The sequence below is a fragment of the Parafilimonas sp. genome, assembly GCF_047606085.1.
Lineage (GTDB): Bacteria > Bacteroidota > Bacteroidia > Chitinophagales > Chitinophagaceae > Parafilimonas.
In genome coordinates this window covers 1-20,726 of the sequence record NZ_JASGEX010000153.1, presented here as the reverse complement: position 1 = coordinate 20,726, position 20,726 = coordinate 1, and the positions used below count along the sequence as shown (strand labels likewise).

General features: G+C 41.2%; 18 protein-coding genes. 9 read left to right on the top strand and 9 right to left on the bottom strand.

Translation table 11 applies throughout. The annotated features are described in order from the left end of the window. Nucleotides 1-209: 209 nt before the first annotated feature. On the bottom strand, nucleotides 210-1,109 hold the full coding sequence (locus tag QM629_RS13345; RefSeq protein ID WP_415160379.1) for a prephenate dehydrogenase: 900 nt from the start codon (nucleotides 1,107-1,109) through the stop codon (nucleotides 210-212). Nucleotides 1,110-1,251: 142 nt separating this feature from the next. Between QM629_RS13345 and QM629_RS13340 the strand changes: the two genes are divergently transcribed. Continuing rightward, complete coding sequence (locus QM629_RS13340; protein WP_415160378.1) at nucleotides 1,252-1,599, top strand: helix-turn-helix domain-containing protein; 348 nt, start codon at nucleotides 1,252-1,254, stop codon at nucleotides 1,597-1,599. A gap of 333 nt (nucleotides 1,600-1,932) precedes the next feature. Here QM629_RS13340 and QM629_RS13335 read toward each other — a convergent pair whose 3' ends face one another. The 3 genes from QM629_RS13335 to QM629_RS13325 all read right to left on the bottom strand — a co-directional run bounded on the left by QM629_RS13335 (nucleotide 1,933) and on the right by QM629_RS13325 (nucleotide 4,789). After that, nucleotides 1,933-3,174, bottom strand: coding sequence for a pyridoxal phosphate-dependent aminotransferase (locus tag QM629_RS13335; protein WP_415160377.1), 1,242 nt, complete (start codon nucleotides 3,172-3,174; stop codon nucleotides 1,933-1,935). 3 nt (nucleotides 3,175-3,177) lie between these two features. Continuing rightward, complete coding sequence (locus QM629_RS13330; RefSeq protein WP_415160376.1) at nucleotides 3,178-4,008, bottom strand: prephenate dehydratase; 831 nt, start codon at nucleotides 4,006-4,008, stop codon at nucleotides 3,178-3,180. A 589-nt stretch (nucleotides 4,009-4,597) separates the two neighbouring features. Beyond that, complete coding sequence (locus tag QM629_RS13325) at nucleotides 4,598-4,789, bottom strand: hypothetical protein (protein WP_415160375.1); 192 nt, start codon at nucleotides 4,787-4,789, stop codon at nucleotides 4,598-4,600. 101 nt (nucleotides 4,790-4,890) lie between these two features. Between QM629_RS13325 and QM629_RS13320 the strand changes: the two genes are divergently transcribed. Beyond that, nucleotides 4,891-5,499 carry an RNA polymerase sigma factor gene (locus tag QM629_RS13320; RefSeq protein WP_415160374.1) on the top strand — a complete coding sequence of 203 codons (609 nt, stop codon included), beginning with the start codon at nucleotides 4,891-4,893 and terminating at the stop codon, nucleotides 5,497-5,499. Next, entirely contained in the window at nucleotides 5,499-6,611 is a 1,113-nt protein-coding gene (locus tag QM629_RS13315) for a S1C family serine protease (RefSeq protein WP_415160373.1), read from the top strand. The genes QM629_RS13320 and QM629_RS13315 overlap by 1 nt, the downstream gene beginning before the upstream one ends. Before the next feature lie 114 nt (nucleotides 6,612-6,725). On the opposite strand, the gene QM629_RS13310 is transcribed toward QM629_RS13315, so the two are convergent. Beyond that, on the bottom strand, nucleotides 6,726-7,628 hold the full coding sequence (locus QM629_RS13310) for a sugar phosphate nucleotidyltransferase (protein WP_415160372.1): 903 nt from the start codon (nucleotides 7,626-7,628) through the stop codon (nucleotides 6,726-6,728). Between the two features lie 183 nt (nucleotides 7,629-7,811). Between QM629_RS13310 and QM629_RS13305 the strand changes: the two genes are divergently transcribed. After that, on the top strand, nucleotides 7,812-8,381 hold the full coding sequence (locus QM629_RS13305) for a hypothetical protein (RefSeq protein ID WP_415160371.1): 570 nt from the start codon (nucleotides 7,812-7,814) through the stop codon (nucleotides 8,379-8,381). A 258-nt stretch (nucleotides 8,382-8,639) separates the two neighbouring features. Continuing rightward, a complete protein-coding gene (locus QM629_RS13300; RefSeq protein WP_415160370.1) occupies nucleotides 8,640-9,197 on the top strand; it encodes a carboxymuconolactone decarboxylase family protein in 558 nt (185 codons plus the stop codon). Between the two features lie 454 nt (nucleotides 9,198-9,651). Here the strand turns inward: QM629_RS13300 and QM629_RS13295 are convergent, their stop codons facing one another. The 4 genes from QM629_RS13295 to QM629_RS13280 all read right to left on the bottom strand — a co-directional run bounded on the left by QM629_RS13295 (nucleotide 9,652) and on the right by QM629_RS13280 (nucleotide 13,253). After that, entirely contained in the window at nucleotides 9,652-10,062 is a 411-nt protein-coding gene (locus tag QM629_RS13295) for an EVE domain-containing protein (protein WP_415160369.1), read from the bottom strand. Nucleotides 10,063-10,122: 60 nt separating this feature from the next. After that, nucleotides 10,123-11,019, bottom strand: a complete 897-nt coding sequence (gene rfbD, locus QM629_RS13290; RefSeq protein WP_415160368.1) for a dTDP-4-dehydrorhamnose reductase — start codon at nucleotides 11,017-11,019, stop codon at nucleotides 10,123-10,125. 53 nt (nucleotides 11,020-11,072) lie between these two features. Further along, entirely contained in the window at nucleotides 11,073-12,053 is a 981-nt protein-coding gene (locus tag QM629_RS13285) for a UDP-glucuronic acid decarboxylase family protein (protein ID WP_415160367.1), read from the bottom strand. 63 nt (nucleotides 12,054-12,116) lie between these two features. Beyond that, nucleotides 12,117-13,253, bottom strand: a complete 1,137-nt coding sequence (locus QM629_RS13280) for a DegT/DnrJ/EryC1/StrS family aminotransferase (protein WP_415160366.1) — start codon at nucleotides 13,251-13,253, stop codon at nucleotides 12,117-12,119. Between the two features lie 265 nt (nucleotides 13,254-13,518). Here QM629_RS13280 and QM629_RS13275 point away from each other — a divergent pair, with 265 nt between their 5' ends. From QM629_RS13275 to QM629_RS13260, 4 genes are all read left to right on the top strand, one after another. After that, the gene (locus QM629_RS13275; protein WP_415160365.1) at nucleotides 13,519-14,070 is read left to right on the top strand and encodes a DUF6886 family protein; all 552 of its coding nucleotides are present in this window, start codon (nucleotides 13,519-13,521) and stop codon (nucleotides 14,068-14,070) included. Nucleotides 14,071-14,182: 112 nt separating this feature from the next. Next, nucleotides 14,183-15,298 carry a helix-turn-helix domain-containing protein gene (locus QM629_RS13270; RefSeq protein ID WP_415160364.1) on the top strand — a complete coding sequence of 372 codons (1,116 nt, stop codon included), beginning with the start codon at nucleotides 14,183-14,185 and terminating at the stop codon, nucleotides 15,296-15,298. A 349-nt stretch (nucleotides 15,299-15,647) separates the two neighbouring features. Next, the gene (locus tag QM629_RS13265) at nucleotides 15,648-19,034 is read left to right on the top strand and encodes a SusC/RagA family TonB-linked outer membrane protein (RefSeq protein WP_415160363.1); all 3,387 of its coding nucleotides are present in this window, start codon (nucleotides 15,648-15,650) and stop codon (nucleotides 19,032-19,034) included. A 26-nt stretch (nucleotides 19,035-19,060) separates the two neighbouring features. Beyond that, the gene (locus QM629_RS13260) at nucleotides 19,061-20,662 is read left to right on the top strand and encodes a SusD/RagB family nutrient-binding outer membrane lipoprotein (RefSeq protein ID WP_415160362.1); all 1,602 of its coding nucleotides are present in this window, start codon (nucleotides 19,061-19,063) and stop codon (nucleotides 20,660-20,662) included. Nucleotides 20,663-20,726: the final 64 nt, after the last annotated feature.

Below are 20,726 nucleotides of genomic sequence, written 5' to 3'. Positions count from 1 at the left end.
TCATACGCGGCACTACCGCTCGGTGAGACACCGACCGGTAGCGGGTTCTGCAGGTGGGTGGTGACGCCATAACCGTCAACTTAAGCCCTTTGGGCTTAAGTTGACGGTTATGGCGTCACCACCCACCTGCAGAACCCGCTACCGGTCGGTGTCTCACCGAGCGGTAGTGCCGCGTATGAAGCGAAAATTTGAAATGCGCCCAAATAATCTTACTTAATTATTTTTCTTATCTTATTGGCATTCTCAATTAATTCAGTTAAAAACTGCACATTCTCTTTTTCAAGGCTGGCCTTAAATTTCCTTAATTGTGTAATGTGCTCATTCAGTACATCCAAAACGTTTTCTTTGTTCTGCATAAACACAGGCACCCACATGGAAGCTGCGCTTTTTGCAAGCCGCACGGTGCTTTCAAAACCACCGCCGGATAATTCAAAAATGGCTTCTTCTTCCTTTTCTTTTTCCAATACCGTATTGGCTAAGGCGAATGATGTTATATGCGAAATATGGCTTACATAGGCCGCATGCACATCGTGGTTTTCTGAATCCATAAATACGATGTTCATGCCCAGCAGGCGGTAAATATTTTCAAGTATTTTGGCAGCGTTTTCGTCCGATCTTTCCACATCGCAAATTACACAGGCACGGCCCGCGAAGGCGCCATGCACAGCGGCTTCCGGCCCGCTGTATTCCGTTCCCCACATGGGATGCGTTGATACGAAGCGTTTGCGCATGGGGTGATCTTTGATTGCTTCGCTCAAGGCAAATTTGGTTGAGCCGGCGTCTGCAACAATTTGTTTATCGTTAATCATATCCAATATCTCCAGCACTACCGGGATGGTAACATTAACAGGTATCGCAACATACACGAATTCGCTTTTCTGCACCGCTTCTTTTAATGGCAGCGTTTCATCAATTATACCAAGTTCCAGGGCGCGTTGTGCCGTGCCATCTGTTTTGCTTACGCCTATAATGTGCTTTGCAAGCTGTTTTTCTTTCAGGGCTAACGCAAACGAACCGCTTATTAAACCAACCCCAACGATGGTCACGGTATTAAAAGGCCCATCTCTAAGAGAAGCCTGTGCCTCTTCGTGATTAATTTCGTTTTTCATAAAATCTTAAGCTACTGTATTAATAAATTAATTTAGAAACATTTATTATTTTGTGTTGCTATAATTCATTGAGATGTCAACCCAAATAAAGCTAAGCAAAAAAGATATTCAATATCTGGAACAACAAAAACAATCCGCTAAATTGAATTTACGCAAATACAATCGTATAAATATATTGTTGCTGTTGAACAAAGGCAAAAAGAATGCAGAGATTGAAGATTTTTTGGATGTAGCCCGGATAACTATCTGGCGCATAAAGAAGCGTTATCAGGAACAAGGAATAGAAAAGGCACCGGAAGAAGAAGCACGTCCTGGCCAGCCTGTTAAATACACAGTGGGGCATGAAACGGAATTGGCGGCGCTGGTGTGCGGCCCCAGTCCTGAAGGGAGAAAGCGTTGGACAATACGATTACTTACAGAAGAAGTAAAGGGCAAGCCGGGATTTGAGACAGTGAATAGAGAAACAATAAGGCTGGCACTAAAAAAATGAATGTAAGCCCTGGCTAAAGAGAATGTGGTGCATACAGCAAATACCACCCCAATACAGGGAACGCATGTATCGCCCGCTGGATTTGTATAAAGCCGCAAATGACCCGAAACATCCGGTAGTTTGCATGGATGAAAAAAGTAAACAATTGTTAGCCGGCAACCGTAAGCCTGGAAAAATACGATTACGAATACAAAAGAGATGGCACATGCAATATATTTATGGCAATAAGCCCTAAAGATGGAATACGCTATACCAGGGTTACTGACACAAGAAAAAAACAGGATTTTACCCCTGTCAACTGCTCAGCTATTATAAGTTTACAAGTTCGCAGGTTCACTTGTTTACGGGTTTATTCCTAATTCCCAACTCCTGCTTTGTTATCCTTTCAATTGCTTCGCCTAATTTTTCTTCTGTGGCGCACAAACTTATTCTTATATAATCATTGCCGCTATTGCCAAAAATACCGCCTGGTGTAATGAATACATTGTTTTCATACAAAACTTTGTCGCTTAATATCCCACCTGCACCTAAAGGATGTTTTGAAAGCTCCTCTGCCGGGCGGAGCGGGGAGGTCGTCTTTGCCCACATAAACATGCCTGCCTGCTGCTTTGAATAAACACAGTTTAATGCATCAAGCAATTCATACACTTTCTCTCTTCTTTTTTTATAAACGGCATTAATGCTTTCGTACCAGTCTTTTCCTAACAATAAGGCTTTTGCGGCAGCTAACTGCACCGGTAAAAACATGCCGCTGTCCATATTGCTTTTAAAGCGCAGCACTTCATTTATTCTTTCTTTATCGCCGCATAAAACCCCCACACGCCAGCCGGCCATATTTTGCGCCTTGCTTAAAGAATTTAATTCGAGCGCAACTTCTCTGGCGCCATCCACGCTTAAAATACTTAAAGGTTCATCATTCAAAATAAAGCTGTAAGGGTTATCGTGGCAAATAAGCATATTATGCTTTCTGCCAAAAGCAACCAACTGTTCAAAAATCTTTGCTGAAGCCGGCTGGCCTGTGGGCATGTGCGGATAGTTTGCCCAAAGCCCCTTAATTCCTTTAGGACAGAAGGAAGCCGCCTGCTTCACCAGTTCTTCCAGTTGGTTAAAATCGGGCTCATAATTATTTTCTTCTTTTAAATCATAATATAAGGGTGTGGCGCCTGAAAGCTTTACAGCGCTGGCATACGTGGGATAACCCGGGTTGGGAACAAGCACGGCGCAGCCTTCTTCAAAATAGGCCATGCAGATATGCATAATGCCTTCTTTGCTGCCAATAAGCGGCAACACTTCTGTTTCTGCATCTATACCGGCCTTATACCATGCTTTATACCAGTGGGCAAAAGCATGGCGCAAAACAGGCGAACCTTTATAGTTTTGGTACCCATGTACATTCGGCTTTGCACTTTCTTCCTGCAATGTTTTAATTACATCCGGGTGCGGCGGCATATCGGGGCTGCCTATGCCAAGATTAATGATATTTTTTCCCTGTTTGTTCAGCGAATCAATTTCCCTTAATTTTTGCGAGAAATAATATTCGTTCACACTGTTTAAGCGTGCCGCGGTAGTGATCATAATTTATTTTAGTTTGCCGTTTTTGTAAACGCCATAAATCTTTAAGTACTCAGTGGCAGGCTTCATCATTTCTATCACTTTTTCAAATTGCGAAAACTGCTCAAATTCCAGGTCTGCATGAAAACTATACCTGAAATTGCTGCCCGGGATAGGAAAGCTCTGAAGCTTGCTGAGGTTAACCTCCGTTTCTGCGATTCTGGTAAGCACTTTTGCCAGGCTGCCTTTTGAATGGTCTGTATGAAAATTTACCGATGCTTTATTTGCGTTTTGCACAGGCCCGGCAAAATCTGCATGCTGCAACACAAGAAAGCGGGTATAATTATTTTTTAATGTATGAATGTGCGGCGCAATGATTTTAAGATCAAACAGCTCTGCTGCCAGCCTGCTTGCAATGGCGGCAATATGTTTGCTTTTATGCTGGTAAATATGTTTTGCGCTCAGTGCGGTATCTTCCGTTTCAATCAGCTTCCAGTTATAATTATCCAGGAAGGTTAAGCATTGCTGTAATGCCATGGGGTGGGAGTGCACTTCTTTTATATCTTCCAGTTCTACATGCTTGTTCACCATCAGGTTCTGGTCAATTTGCAAATATACTTCGCCTATTATAGCCAGATTGCTTTTCTGAAGAAGATTATAATTGGGCAAAATGCTTCCGGCGATAGAATTTTCAATGGCCATTACCGCCCTGGTGTTTTCATTTTTAACGGAGGCTTTTTTTATTAGCTCATTAAAGGTGGAACAAGGGTTTACCTGTATCTCTTTCCCTAAAAATTTAATAGCAGCAGTTTGGTGAAAACTGCCTTCATAACCCTGGATATACACTTCATTTTTCATTCGTACAAGTTTGTTTTTTCAATGGTCTCATGCCTGTCCCGAACTTGCTTCGGGAGAACCTCGCTATGCACATTCCCCTGTGTGAGGAAAAATCATCATGCTCGGTTTCATTCGTGCAAGTTTATTTTTTAAATGGCCTTATGCCTGTCCCGAACTTACTTCGGGAGAACGCCCCGACATACATTTCCCTGTTTGTGAAAATTTTACGTGGTCGTTTCATAATAAAAAATCCCGGCCTTTGTAGCCGGGATCTATAAATGTATTTGCATGCACCTACTACCCGGCTGTTTCTTTAAAATAAAAGAAGCAGAACAAAGTATATGTGCCAGATTTTTGCATTGCGGGACACAAAAGTAACAGTAAGAAATTATCCGTCATAATTTTCAGGCAGAAATATTTTATCATTTTTTAAGGGGGTTGCTTATGGGCCCGGGCCTGAAAAGGGTAAAAGAAAAAAGCCCTTCCGTGGAAACGGAACGGCCTCTAACGATTGCTTGCCATATGAAAAAAATGTATGCTAAACAAACCCCGGCGCAAGCATGCCGGCAACCTCAATACAACTGCCACATTGTTTAGCTGCCAGAATTAATTAGTGTTTTGTAGTATCCACAGAAGCTGAATCAACTTTGGTTGTGTCAGGAGCTGCTGTTAAAGATGTATCCGGAGCGGCAACAGATGAATCAGGCGCTACTGTAGCTGTAGAATCTTCAGATGTAGTGCTTGAACCGCTGTTGCAGGCTGCGAAAGTACCGATAGCTAAAACGATCAATAATTTTTTCATGTGTTTGTGTTTTTTGTGACGTAATATTTTGTTTTAATACTAAAATGCAAAAGAGGTAACCCGGTGTTTAAATTTTTTTTTCTCAAAACTTAAAATAATTTTTGGGTTACTTTTACTCTTATCAAGGTATTAAAATCACACAAGGCGTGAAGGGCGATCCGAACGAACAATTATTATTAAAAGCACTGGCAAACAACGATTCTAAAGCCGCAGAAACCATATATAAAGACAATTTTAACATGGTTCTTGCCTTTATTATTAACAACAACGGAACTTACGACGAAGCGAGGGACATTTTTCAGGAGGCTATGATAACACTTTATCAAAAGGCTAAATCTGAGTCGTTCGTGCTTACCAGCCAGATTAAAACTTACATTTATTCAGTAAGCCGCAGGCTTTGGTTAAAGCGCCTTCAGCAATTAGGCAAAACAGCCAATGGTATTGAAAATTTTGAATCAATACAGGTTGATGATGATATAGAAATACATGAAAGGAGAGAAGCTGAACTTGGCATAATGGACAGGGCGCTGAACAGTTTGGGGGAACCCTGTAAAAGTTTGCTTGAGGCATTTTATATAGAGAAAAAGAGCATGGACCAGATTGCATCGTTGTTTGGTTATACCAATGCCGATAACGCAAAAAACCAGAAATATAAATGCCTGATGCGTTTAAAAAAATTATTCTTTTCCCAGTATAATATAGGTGAGTGATGGAAGACATACTTTTACTTAATTCAATAGAGCGCTACCTGGAAGGCCGCATGCTTCCGGACGAAAAAAAGTTTTTTGAAGAACTGCGCGCAGGCAACCCTGCCATTGACCAGATGGTGGTAGAGCACAAATTGTTTCTGCACCAGATGGATGAATATGCCGGTGTAAAACATTTTAAAGATTCGCTGCATACCATTCATTCGAAATTGTCTTTAACCGGCGAAATCAGGAACCGTGAAGAACCGGAAGGCGTAAAGGGCAAGGTGGTGCAGTTATGGCATCGCTATAAAAAGGTTACAGCCATTGCTGCTTCCATTGCCTGTATTACAGCTTTATTTATCAGTGCACTGGCTATGTATTTTTCTCCGGCAGCCAATAATAAAAGCCAGTTGGAGCGCCTGAAAAGGGATATTGCTGATTTACGCAGATCACAAATGCAAACAAATAATACGCTTAAAGAAGTGGCCGAGCCGAAAATTCCCAAAGGCGCCATTGTAAAATCGGGCGGCACTGCTTTCCTAATTGATGGAAAAGGTTTTCTGGTAACCAATGCCCATGTATTGGATGGAAGTGGCGCTATCGCTACAGACAAAGACGGGCATGAGTATAAATCAAAGATTATTTCTGTAGATCATGCGAAAGATTTAGCTGTTTTGCAGATTGTTGATAACGATTATAAAGCAGTAAAAAATCTGCCTTATTCCATTCGCCGCAGCCAGCCGGCTTTGGGTGAAGAGCTTTTTACACTCGGTTATCCCCGCGATGAGATCGTTTATAACATGGGTTATCTAAGCGCCAGGACCGGTTATGAGGGCGACACTTCGAGCTGCCAGCTTTCATTAACCGCAAACCCCGGCAATTCAGGCGCGCCTGTATTCAGTAAGAATGGGGAAATTGTAGGTATCATTACAACAAGGCAATCGCAAACAGAAGATGTTGTTTTCGCCCTTAAGGCAAATAATATTTACAGGATGATTGATAGCTTAAAAACAGATGACACCTCACTCAGGAAAATAAAACTTCCCTCCAGCACATCTTTAAAAAATATAGACAGGGTGGGACAGGTAAAGAAAGCGGAAGACTGTGTTTTCCTGATCAAGACATACAAGTAAGTAAAATAAATGATAGAACTGATAATTAAAATCCCGCTTTTGGCGGGATTTTAATTTTATATGCCTGAAGGCATGGGCCTGCCCCTGGATATTTCTTTAATCAATATCAAGATTTTATTTCCATAAGTTATCAGGGTATTCTCCTTTTTCTACAAGGTGTGTAACGGATGCTTTTACTACAGGCGCATCTTCTTTATATGTTACGCCAAACCATTTTGCAGATGTTGTAATTACTTCCACACGCCCTTTGCCCGATTTAATAAAATAATCGGTCATCGTAGGAATTAAAAATTCTGCTTTAAGGCTTTGGCTGTTTTTATCAAGGAACTCCTGAAATTGTTCTTCGCACAAATCAATAATGCCTGGCCCATAACAAAAAAAATTCATGCTCACTTTTGTAGAGCCTGGCAATTCAGTAAGCCTGCCTTCTTCATCTTCATAAACAATAAGGCTTTCTTTCTTATAAATTTTAAGGCATTCTTTAACGCCCGTCATTTCATTTTTGTCATTTTCTGAGATTACGCCGCGGCTTACACTTCCATGGTCGCTTAATGTGTTGGGCAATTCATAAGCAATTAAAGCGTAGGTTTTTTCATTGCAGCGGGTTTGTAAAAAATCAAATGCTTTTCTAAAAGAGTCTTTACCATAAAAATCGTCTGCATTAATTAAGGCAAAGGGTTCTTTTACCTTGCCTTTGCAACAAAGCACGGCATGTGCGGTACCCCAGGGTTTCACTCTTTCGGGATTGATGCTGTGCCCTTCAGTGAAACTGGTAAGCTCCTGGTAAACATAGTCAACCTCAATCCGGCCTTTCAATTTAGGTTCTACAATGTTTTTGAAATTTTCTGCAAAATCCTTCCGAATAATAAAAACCACTCTCGTAAAGCCGGCTTCGATGGCATCATATATGGAATATTCCATTATGGTTTCGCCGGATGGCCCAAACCCTTCTATTTGTTTCATGCTTCCGTAACGACTTGCCATACCGGCTGCTAAAATCACCAATGTTGATTGCATAGATATTGATTTTATTTAGGGCTGCGAAACTAATAAATTCAACCTGAATTAAACTATTGGTTTATGCAGGATGCACATTTTTGTGCGCGCTTTCTGTATTTGCCCAGCAATCAGCCATTGCATCCCGGCCGGTTTAAATATTTAAGATATTTTTTGCATTCTACATTTTAATTAATTTAATTTGTGGCAGCTATTATCTTGAAGAAGTTTGCAACCATATTATTGCTCCTGCTTTTAGCGTTCAACTTTGTTGGATACAGGTTATTATTTTCCTTTCTTGAGAAGAAGGCAGATCATACAATTGCTGAGCAGATTGACAGCGATAGGTATAATGATGCCGACCTCATCATGCTCACTGTTCCGCTCTCCATGCCTTACATACAGGATTCAAAAGACTTTGAAAGAAAAGATGGCGAGATAACATTGAATGGTAAGGTGTATCATTATGTAGAACAAAAAATTTCGCAGGGTAACCTGGTTTTAATGTGCCTTCCTGATGAGGAAAAAACACATTTAAGAACTGCACAGGAAGATTTTTTCCGGCTTGCCAATGAATTGCAAAATAATACTTCCTCAAAAAAGCCTGGCGAGCATGGCCAGGTGATGAAACTTTCCATAAGCGATTACGAGGAAATGCAGACTTCCGTTGCAGGGTTTACCCCTGGCCCCATCATAAAATTATTTTCTGTTTATGCAGACCATGCCTTATTAAAAGGCGAAGGCGCTTTGCCAGAACATCCTCCTGAAGCTTAATTGTTTTCCCATTTATTGTAGCAATAGCTATAGGCATTGCTTGTATTACGATACGGCAGGTAACTGCCGTATGCGTGTACATTGCATATAAATAGTTATTCGGTTACAATCTTATGAAGTTAACCGGATGAGCGCTTATTAATAAATGGTGCAGAACAGGAGGATCAATACGGATTTATACAATCATAATACAAGCAAACAGACGCTGCCAGTCCTGGCAGTGTAATTTTTAAAACTATTGATAAGCAAAAAATATGTATGGCGCATATACAATTAAACGATGATAATTTGCCAGGCATAATTGGCCTGATGCATTACAGCCCTGAAACAGCAAAGCCTTTAAATGAATTGGCTGAAGTGTTATTGGTGAGTGATAACAGCTTAACACGCGGTGAAAGAGAGTTGATAGCTTCTTCTGTTTCCTATTGGAATGATTGCCATTTCTGCCACACATCGCATGGCGCTGCTGCCGCAGCCCTGCTGGAAAAACCGGTGTCTCTGATAGCTGATATTAAGAATGGGTTACAGCAAACAGACGTTTCTTCCAAAATGCGTGCTTTGCTCGATATAGCGAGGCAGGTGCAAAAAGGCGGCAGGCATGTAACCACAGCGCATATAGATAAAGCGCGGGAAGCAGGTGCAACGGATAAAGAAATGCATGATACTGTTTTAATAGCGGCAGCTTTTTGCATGTATAACCGTTATGTGGATGGCCTGGCAACATGGGCGCCTGATACAGATGAAGCATTTATGCATATAGGCGAGATGCTTGCAGAAAAAGGATATGTGGCCGTAACGCCGGCAGAAACTGAATAAAGATTTAATCATAATACAAGCAAACTGGCCCCGTTATTCTTAACGGGGCAAATTTTAGTAGCTGGTTGATAAATGAGATGCAAAAAAACCTGTTGCATAAATACAGGCTTACTATTTATGCAGGTTCAATCTTTTGATTTTGGTGATGGATGTTTGTTACAAACAATAGTTGCCATGCAGCATAAAGCTGAGTTGAATTGATTTTGGAAATTGAACTGATTTGCAAGCCTGCAGAAATTAATTACTGCATAATGGTTTTGTAACCATCCGGTTGCGTTAAAAGAAAGTAAAATGGTGAATGGCGTGAATCGTGAAAACGTGAAAGCCCGTAGCTGTAATGTGCGTGAAGGGTTGTCAATAATGAATGCCGGATGATGCGTGTCATGAAAATTGGTAAAGTAATGAGTGAGGCTTGTAGCTTGCAGATGAACAACTCCCTATCCACCACTCCTCACTATTTCATGCCGCCCAATTGCATTACAATATCCCATTCCTCATCGGTAACAGGCTGAACAGATAATCTTCCCAAACGCACCAATGCCATATTTTTTAAACGGTCATCATTTTTTACCTGGGATAAGGTGACGGGCTGTTTTAATTTTTTTACAGGCTTTAGATCAACAACCACCCAGTTGGTATCATTGGTTGTGGGGTCCTGGTAAGCTTCTTTCGTCACTTTGGCAATGCCCACTATTTCGGTACCTTCATTGCTGTGGTAAAACAACACTTCATCGCCTTTTTTCATGGCTTTTAAATTATTGCGCGCAGCGTAGTTGCGAACACCATCCCAGAACGTTTGCATGTCTTTTACAAGCTGATCCCAGCTATATTTAAAAGGTTCTGATTTTACAAGCCAGTAAGCCATATAGTAATTTTGGGTGGATGATAGTTGTTTTGTAAGTGGTCAGTTTGTGCAGCAGGCTACTCATAATTTGTTTAAGCATGCCTGCAAACTGCCTTTCCAGTCTTTTAGCTGAATGTTGAAAGTGTTTACAATTTTCGATTTATCAAATACAGAATAAGCCGGGCGCTTTGCCGGTGTTGGATAAGCCGATGTTGGGATAGGGTTAACTGTGCAATCCAGTTGTTGTATATCCCTTATGGCCATTGCAAAATCATACCACGAAATATTGCCTTCGTTGCTGAAATGGTAAATGCCAGGGAAGCTATTATCTGTGAGCTGTGAGCTGTGCGTATCCTCTTTATTCACCGCTGCCCACTCACTATTCACAATTTGCAGAATTGCTTCCGCCAGATCTTTTGCATAAGTAGGCGAACCAAACTGATCGCCTACCACATTAATTTCTCTGCGTTCTTTCATTAAGCGGATCATCGTTTTTACAAAGTTGGCGCCGTAAGCGCTATACACCCACGAGGTGCGTATAACAATGGTTTGCGGGTTATTGTTTAAGGCAAGCTGTTCACCCGTTAACTTGGTATAACCATAATAATTAACAGGGTCGGTTTTATCGTCTGTTTTATAAGGCTGTACGCCTTTTCCGTCAAAAACATAATCGGTGGAAATATGAATGAGCTTTGTGTTATGCTGCCGGCATTGTTTTGCAATATTGCCCACAGCTTCCGCATTTATTTTGTATGCATTTTCCTGGTCTGTTTCTGCCTTATCAACGGCAGTATAAGCTGCACAGTTGATAAAAAAAACAGGTTTGTATTTTTCAAATGCGGCTTGTAAAACAGCTTCGTCAGTAATGTCCAAATCATTTCTGCCTGTAAAAACAAATTGAAATTTTTGTTTTGCAGGCAGGTCTTTTAATTCACTGCCAAGCTGTCCTTCCCTTCCTGAAACTAAAATGTGGCCCATGCAATTATTCTTTTATTAAATTGTTTTTATGATTAGGGGAAGCGTATTGAAACTTATTTCTGCTTTGTAAATTCTTTTGGCAGCTTATACCATTCTTCGCTTGATAATGCTTTAAAGTATTCGTACGTTTTCTTCAGCCCTTCAGCGCGGTCAACCCTGGGTTCCCAGCCTAAAATGTTTTTGGCTTTTGTAATATCGGGCTGGCGCTGTTTGGGATCGTCCGCCGGTAATGGCTTATATGAGATTTTCACGCTTGCACCTGTGAGCTTTAAAATTTCTTCAGCAAAATCTTTCAGGGAAATTTCGTTGGGATTGCCAATGTTTACCGGCATTGCATAATCGCTTAACAATAAACGGTAAATGCCTTCAATCAAATCATCCACATAACAGAAAGAACGTGTTTGGCTGCCATCGCCAAATACCGTTAAGTCTTCACCGCGCAGGGCCTGGCCAATAAATGCCGGCAAGGCGCGGCCGTCGTTCAGCCGCATGCGGGGGCCATACGTGTTGAAGATGCGCACTATTCTTGTTTCAACATTGTGATAAGTATGGTAAGCCATGGTGATGGCTTCCTGGAAACGTTTGGCTTCGTCATATACGCCACGCGGGCCTACCGGGTTTACATTGCCCCAGTATTCTTCTGTTTGCGGATGTACCAGCGGGTCTCCATACACTTCGCTCGTAGAGGCTACCAGTATCCTTGCTTTTTTATCTTTTGCCAAACCCAAACAGTTGTGTGTGCCAAGCGAGCCCACTTTTAATGTTTGAATGGGTATTTTTAAATAATCAATGGGGCTTGCCGGCGAGGCAAAATGCAAAATGTAATCGAGATGGCCTGGCACATGAATGAACTTGGTAACATCGTGATGATAGTATTCAAATTCTTTTAAAGGAAAAAGATGTTCAATGTTCTTTATATCCCCTGTTATAAGGTTATCCATTGCTACAACATGATACCCTTCTTTTATAAAACGGTCGCACAAATGCGATCCTAAAAAACCAGCGGCGCCCGTAATCAGAATTCTTTTGCTCATAGTATTTTTTATTTATGTTTTGGCGTTGATGGTGGTGCAACGGTAAGTAAATATGTTATAAAATCAATTAAAGTATGCCAGCATATTTTCTGTTATATATTTCAGTTGTGCTTCATCTAATTCGGGGTGCATAGGCAATGAAATTACACGTTCCGTCAGCCAATCTGTAACCGGCAAATCGTATTCAAAGCCGCCAAAGGTCTCAAACATTTTTTGCCTGTGGCCGGGTACAGGATAATAGATCATATTTGGGATTTTTTTCTCTGAAAGATAAGCGCCCAGTTCATCGCGCAAACCTTTTTTATCGCTGTCTAAAATGATCGTGTACTGATGAAACACATGCCTGTTGTTCCTTGCCCGGAACGGTGTTTTAATTACAGCATGACTGGCAAATGCGGCATCATAATAATCCGCCACTTTTATGCGTGCATTAATATTGGCATCAAGATGCTGCAGCCTTATGTTTAAGATAGCGGCCTGAATGGTATCAAGCCTTGAGTTGCAGCCAACCACATCATGATAATACCGTTTGCTCTGGCCATGATTCGCAATCATCGTGAGCTTTTGCGCCAAAGCATCATCATTCGTGAAGATAGCGCCGCCATCGCCGTAAGCACCCAGGTTTTTTGCAGGATAGAATGATGTTGTTCCAATTGTTCCGATTGTGCCTGCTTTTTTGCGGCTGCCGTCTTTGAAATAATAATCGCCGCCGATAGATTGTGCGTTGTCTTCTATTACAAACAGGTTATGCGTTTCAGCTACCTGCATTACTGCTTCCATATCGCAGCTTTGCCCGTATAAATGCACGGGCACAATGGCCTTTGTTTTTGGCGTGATGGCTCTGTGCAAACTGTCAATATCAATATTAAAAGTTTGCTTGTCTGCTTCCACAAAAACAGGTTTTAAGCCAAGTAAGGCTACTACTTCTGTTGTGGCAATATATGTGAAGGAAGGTGTAATAACTTCATCGCCGGGCTGCAGGCCTAAAGCCATCATGGCAATTTGCAGGGCATCTGTACCGTTTGCACAGGGAATAACATGCTTTACGTTTAAATAGCCTGCCAGCGCCCTGCTGAATTCCTGCACAGGCCTGCCATTTATGAACGCGGCGCTTTCTATAACGTCAATTACAGCCGTATCAATTTCTTTTTTTAAACGCTGATACTCTGTTTTGAGATCAACCATTTGTATAGCACGCATGAAAAAAGTTTGCGGGCAAAAGTAGGGAAAGTTAGGGAGTATGTTTTTCGCAGTTTTGCAAGTTGTAGAATACACAAAATTTCATGGATATTTAAAATAGTTTATTAGCCTGATTCTTACTTCTAATTGGTATTACATAACATTTTATCGTTCTTCACGCCCTGTTTTGCAACAGAATGAGAAAGAAAATTTATTATTAAAATAACATGGTCCATTACATCCGGAGAACAGGTTATATTACCTTGCACTTTTCCAACCAAACAGTATGCATGCTGCGCAGCCAAGGTTATTTCATATAAGCGAAACCAGCTCGATAGATATTTTTATACCAAGACCTTCACCATCATATCTTGACAACGTACACGGAGATGTTGTTTTTGCCGTTTCTGAAAAATTATTGCATAACTATTTATTGCCGAGAGATTGCCCCAGGGTTACTTACTATGCAGATGAAAAAACCACCCAGCAGGACAGAGATATTTTTCTTGTTCAGAGCAATACAAAGTTTGTAGTGGCTATTGAAGCAGCATGGCTAAGCGCTGCGCAGCATACTGCTATTTTTTGTTACGAATTGCCTGCTGATAATTTTAAACTTGCAGATGCCTGCGCAGGTTACTTCGTTTCTTATGTTCCGGTAAACCCCCTTTCTGTTACCTGCATCGGCAACCCGCTTAAAGCATTGCTCCAAAGGGGTAATATTGAGTTAAGGGTAATGCCATCGCTTCAAACGCTTTCAATAAAAGTGGCTGCATCCAGTTTAGCTTTTTCTATTATCCGTATGCGTAATGCAGTGGATAAAGAAAATAATAAAACGTAACATGCTCTTTATAATTCGTTCACACAGGGTTGTTATTTTTATAAGTAACTCTGTTGTGGCTATGTTAAGTACCATTATTATTACTTGTATTATTGTTCAGACTTGTATTGCAATGTACCTGTTGGTCATCAGCGGGATGAAGGATGATTTTGACAAAAACATTTTTATAATGGTGATGATTGTTTTACTGCACCTTTCTACCAAATTTTTTGTGCTGGTTATTTTGCAGAATAATTTTTTGTATAACCAAATTGCAACAGGGTTTGGGCTTTCTTACGGGCCTATGCTGTTAATTAGTTTTTATTCGGCAAAACATAAGAAGATAAGCGGCACCGCAAAGTTACTGCACCTGCTGCCTTTTGCAGCTTTTTCTCTTGTATATATATTTCTTGTGGCGGGTATTTTAGCAAATAAAGTTGCCAGCTCATTTATTTTTTCTTACACTGAATATTATGTATTGCTGGTAGTGACTTCATTAATTATTTATCCGGGTTATGTATTAAAGGAATTGCAGCAAGCCAAAGAAAAAAACAATAAAGCATTTTGGCTGATAAAAAGAGTTGCTTTTATTATGATTGCAGCAATATCGTTAGCCATTTTTCTGAAAGTAGCCCGTTATTATTTTATTTTGTTACCCGATGTTGATATTCGCCTTTTCACATATATTATTTTTTCGATTATTCCCATATTGGTGCTACAATACAGAATGAGCACCAGGCCAATAATAAATTATACAATTGTTACAGAAAATACAATCGTTCCACAAAAAGCGGAACCTGCTGTTATAAATACAGAAAACACCAAAGAAACCGAAGTTGCCACTGCCAATACGGCTCCAAATAAAAGGGAGAAAAGGTATAATAAATCCGCCTTAAATATTGATGCTATGCAGGCTTATGAAAAGCAACTGCTTGCTTTTATGGCGAAAACCAAGATATACCTTGAGCCCGAATTATCTTTAGAAATGCTTGCAACCAAAACAAATATTCCCAAACACCATATTACGCAGTTGCTAAACGAGCATATTAAAAAGAATTTCTATCAGTTTGTGAATGAATACAGAATTGAAGAAGCCAAAAAAAGAATCAATACTTCAAAAAGCGATGTACCTATTTTATCCTTGGCATACGATTGCGGTTTTAATTCCAAGTCTTCTTTCAACAATTACTTTAAAAAAATAACCGGTTTAACACCCACAGAATACAAAGAAAATAAGCTGGTTAGCTGAAAGTTATTAAGTTACTACGGAAAATCAGGAAAAACAATTCCGTTCAAAATATTATAGCATCATACGCTTAACATTTTGTGCTGCAATGTTTTTCATTCCCTGGGCCTTTGTTAACAATTGCATCACTTTTAAGTAATATGCCGTTAATGTTTTAAGTTATTGATTATTAGCATGCTATTTTATTCGAACGTTCTTCCCACATAATAAATACGCCTTATTGTTTCGCCCATACGGCTGCGTCGTGTTGCTTCATCACTTCATTCAGATTTGCATATCGTCAATTGTTATAACAGCACACACATTTTTTCATTATTCAAAAAAATCAATTAACCAAAGCAAATAAAAAAGCATGAAATCAAAATTAACACGCTTGAGTTGCTTCATTGTATTGCTTGGCTTTTTATTTACAGGCAATGCTTTGTTTGCGCAGCAAAAAACAGTTTCAGGAAAAATCACTTCCATTGCCGACGGCAGCCCGTTGGCAAGTGTAACAGTACAGTTAAAAGGCACTGATTTATTCACCACATCCGATGAAAACGGAAATTATTCCTTAACACTCACAAAACCAGGAAATATTCTTGTATTTTCTTTTATAGGTTATACCACTGTAGAACAGCCCATTACCGGCGATGTAGTGAATGTTACTTTAACAGGCCAAACCCAGGCGCTCAACACGGTTGTAGTAACAGCTTTAGGCATCAGAAGAGCAGAGCGAACCCTGGGTTACAGTGTGCAGAGTGTAAAAGGCTCAGACCTCACCAAAGCCCGTGAAGTAAGCGCCCTGGCTGGTTTGGTTGGAAAGATTGCAGGCGTATCCGTAGGGCCTTCTGCAGAAATGGTGGGCAGGCCGCAGGTGGTATTGCGCGGCAACCGCGACATTATGTACGTAGTGGATGGCATTCCTGTTAATTCGGATGGTTGGAACATTAATCCGGATGATGTGGAATCCTATACCATTTTAAAAGGGCCAAACGCCGCAGCCTTATATGGTTTTAGAGGTCAGAACGGCGCTATTGTTATCACTACCAGAAGAGGTTCGAAAAATGCACAGGGGGGCAGAGGATGGGAAGTAACCCTGAATACCAGCAATATGCTGGAAACTGGTTTTATAGCCAGGCCGCATGCACAGACTGTGTACGGTCGTGGCAACAACTATCTGTATGAATTTGCGGTAGGAAATAGTTATACATACGGCACCACGGGAACAGATGCGTTGTATGATAATACACAACGTCTGGCTATCTGGGGGCCTAAAATGGATGGTCAGTTGATAAAGCAGTATAACAGCCCTTATGACGAGGCAACAGGTGTAAGAACACCCACGGCTTATACGGTAAAAAACACGGACAACCTAAAAACGTTTTTAGAATCAGGCTTCCTGTCCACCACCAACATTTCGGCATCGTCAGGCGGGGATAATTACGATATTCGTATGTCCTATTCCCACACTTACCAAAAAGGGATGGTGCCCAATACCAAGCTGAATATAGATAACCTGAATATCCTCACCTCATATAAATTCAGCAGAAAACTGAGCGCTGAAGCTAACCTGAATTTTAATGAACAATATACGCCCAACATTCCGGACGTTACGTATGGCCCTAACAGTATCATTTACGAGTTCGGCGTATATGGTAATGCCGCTTATGATGTAAGGGATTTGAAAAATTACTGGACAGCACCCACCGGCGTTACTAACCTGATGCAGTATTCTGAAAATTATGGTCGGGATAACAACCCATATTTCCAGGCATACAACTGGTTGCGCGGGCATTATAAAACAGACGTGTATGGTTATATTAAATTAAATTATCAGTTTAATAAAGACCTGAGCCTGAGCCTGAGAACACAGGTTACTACATGGAATCAGGACAGAACGGAAAAAGTGCCTGTATCAACAGTATTGAATACGTATTTGCCCACAGGCTGGTACACCTTTGGCAGTTATAACGGGGATTTTAGGGAAGATAAACGTAATTCCCTTGAAAATAACACTGATTTATTATTGACATATAATACGCAGTTAAGCAAGAACTGGAGACTGTCTGCTTTATTAGGCGGTGGCTGGCGGTCTTTCAGGTTTAACTCTACATGGGCTACCACGCAAAACCTTTCCATTCCCTGGGTATATGATTTTCAGAATTCGAAAGGTTCGGTATATAGTTACAGCTTCAATTCAAACATGATGGTATATAGCGGTTATTACAGCGTGGATTTAGGATATAGCAAATACGTTAACGTAACTGCTACCGGCCGAGTGGATAACCTGTCAACACTGGCAAAAGACAACCGCACGTTTTTCTATCCTTCCGTATCATTAAGCTCTGTACTATCAGACTATATCAAAATGCCGGATGCCATAAGCCTGCTCAAATTGCGTGCATCTTATGCGGATGTAAAAAGCGGTCTTACACAGGCCACTATACAAACGGCTTATTATATGTCCACAGGCAAGACTACTAATTCCGGGTTAATTGGCTATGGCGATGAATTAACGACTTCTTATGATGGGCCTTCTTACGGTAACCAAACAGGGTATTCTTCCACCACTTACTACAATGGAACGCCTTCTGTAAGTTATTCTACTTCCATCGCTAATTCCAGCCTGAAACCGGCGGATAACAAATCCTATGAAGGCGGTATAGACCTGCGTTTGTTTCGCAACCGTGTTGGTATCAGCGCTACATACTTTGTAAGCGATGCAGGCCCGCAGATATACAGTTTAGCAGTAGCTCCTTCCACCGGTTATTATACCCGGAATGTAAACGGTATTACCACAGAGAAAAAAGGATGGGAATTGCAGTTAAATGCTTCACCGGTTAAAAATCCGGATGGTTTTAGCTGGGATGTTGCCATCAACTGGTCCACCTACAAAGAAAGACTGAAAAAGATATATGGCGAAGAAACCGGTCTTACGCTAAATAATCATGTTTATTATGTAGGCGACCGTATGGACGCTTATTATGGCGGTGGTTTTGTGCGTACTACTGACGGGCAGATTGTTTATGCCTCTTCCGGGCTGCCAATGACAAATCCGGGAACTTCTTTGAGCGATAAGAAATTTCTTGGGTACATGAACCCTGATTTCAGTTTCGGCTTTACCAATACCTTTAGCTATAAAAGTTTCAGCCTCGGCTTCCAGTTTGATGGGCGTATAGGCGGTAAAATTTACGATCGTATATATATCCAGATGGTTAATGGCGGTACAGCTCCCGAATCTGTAAAAGGCAAATTAGGTGCAGCCAGGCTGCAGGAATGGGAAAGCACCGATGAAGGCACCGTAGCACCAACTGCTGCTTATGTGGGCGATGGCGTAGTTCCCAATACTACTACAGGCATGGTTATAGAAAATGGTGTTATCACCAATTCGTCTGATTTTACATTTACAACCAACACAAAAGCTGTTACCGTGCAGAACTATATGTCTAACGGTATTTCCGGAAGCAGTGGTATGGATGAATATTATATGATTAGCCGTAGCTATGCAAAACTGCGTGAAGTAACGCTTAGCTATACCTTCCCGGCTTCCGGGCTGAAAAATAGTTTTATCAAAGGCGCTTCTATTTCTTTGGTAGGCCGCAACCTGCTGTATTTTGCGGCCCGCAAAGACTTTGACATAGACCAGTACGCCAGTGGTTACAATTTTGCAGATAACTCGCTTACCGGCACATCCTCTACCGGCCTGCAAAGCCCTACAACCAGAAGGTTTGGTGTAAACATCAATTTTATATTTTAATTCATTCTTAATAAAATACTATAGCAATGAAAATTAGAAATATTTTAATAGGATTGTCCTTGGTTTTGGTGGTCTTGGCCGGCTGCCAGAAAGGTGACCTTACTACAAACCCAAATGCGGGAAACAGCGCTTCTGCCACATTGCTGTTAAACGCCATTACAGTACGCCTGGCCAATGGCGGCGGTTATACTACGAGTGAAACCGGTTCGGTTTCGGAAGCCTTAATGGGCGGAATTTATAAATATGACCAATACTATTTGTCCAACTATTCCTATTACTGGGGCACCAATACATACACATGGTCTTATTCCGCCACACAGTACGACATGCTGAAATATGTAATCTTGCTGGAAGAGCAGGCCGCAGTACAATATCCGTCTTCACCCACTACTAATATTTATGCCGGATTGGCTAAATTTTTCCGTGCTTACTCCTATATATGGTTTGCAGAACGGGTGGGCGATATTCCGGCTTCAGAAGCAGGGGATGAAAATAACAAGCAGCCTGCGTTTGATACACAGAAAGAAGTGTATGCCACAAGCCTTTCCCTTCTCGATAGCGCCAATACCATCATTGGCAACCTTATAGCAGGCGGAGCTGTTACCGGCAGCACTGTAGTAGATGCGTCCGGCGATATTTTTGGGTTAACATATTTACAGTGGCAAAAAATAATCAATGCATATACCATCAGGACGTTGATTTCCCTGAGTAAAAGAGCGGATGATAATACAGACCTCAATATTCAATCACAATTTGCAGCTATTGTTAATGATCCTTCGGGCCACCCGCTGCCTACTTCCAATTCAGACAATTTGGTGTATGAGTACAATTCGGTAAACACACATCCCTTGTATGCTAATGCTTATAACCAGTATATTAATGTTTGCAAAACCTATTTGGATATAACCACGGCCAATGAAGACCCGCGCACTTTTGCAGTAGCTACGCCGGCGCCTGCACAAATTTCGGCAGGAAAAGATGTGTCCGATTTTACCGCTTATGTGGGTGCCGACGCTAACACAGGGCTTGGAGATATAAGCAGCAACTCTACAGCCGGCGCATATTCATTCCTGAATTACAACAGGTATTTCACTTCTTCCACCGGCGCCAATGCAGAACCATATATATTGATTGGTTATCCTGAATTATGCTTCAATATAGCAGAAGGCATTAATCGCGGATGGGCTTCCGGTGATGCAGAAAGCTGGTACGATGCAGGCATTGATGCTTCCCTGTCTCTTTATGATATAACAGACGGCGAATCGTTGACTATAGCTGATAAATCCGGCACAACGCTTGGCACCGTTACCGTGGATTTAACAACTTTCAAAAGCAATATAGCTTATCAGGGTGGAAGCACAGGTCTTACACAGATATTGGAACAGAAATATGTAGCTATGTTCCTCAATTCCAACTGGCAGGCATATTATAACTGGCGCCGCACCGGCGTGCCCTCATTTTCAGAAGGAGGGGAAGGCATTGGTACTTCCGACAATGAGATTCCACGCCGGTGGGAATACCCCAGTGCAGAACAAACAGAAAATGCAACCAATTACCAATCTGCTATACAGTCGCAGTTCAGCGGTACAGATGATGTAATGTTAGATACATGGCTAACAGAAGACTAAAATTCTGTAATTAACGGTATTTGCCGGTTAATATGAATAGTAAATGAACACCGGTAAATACCGT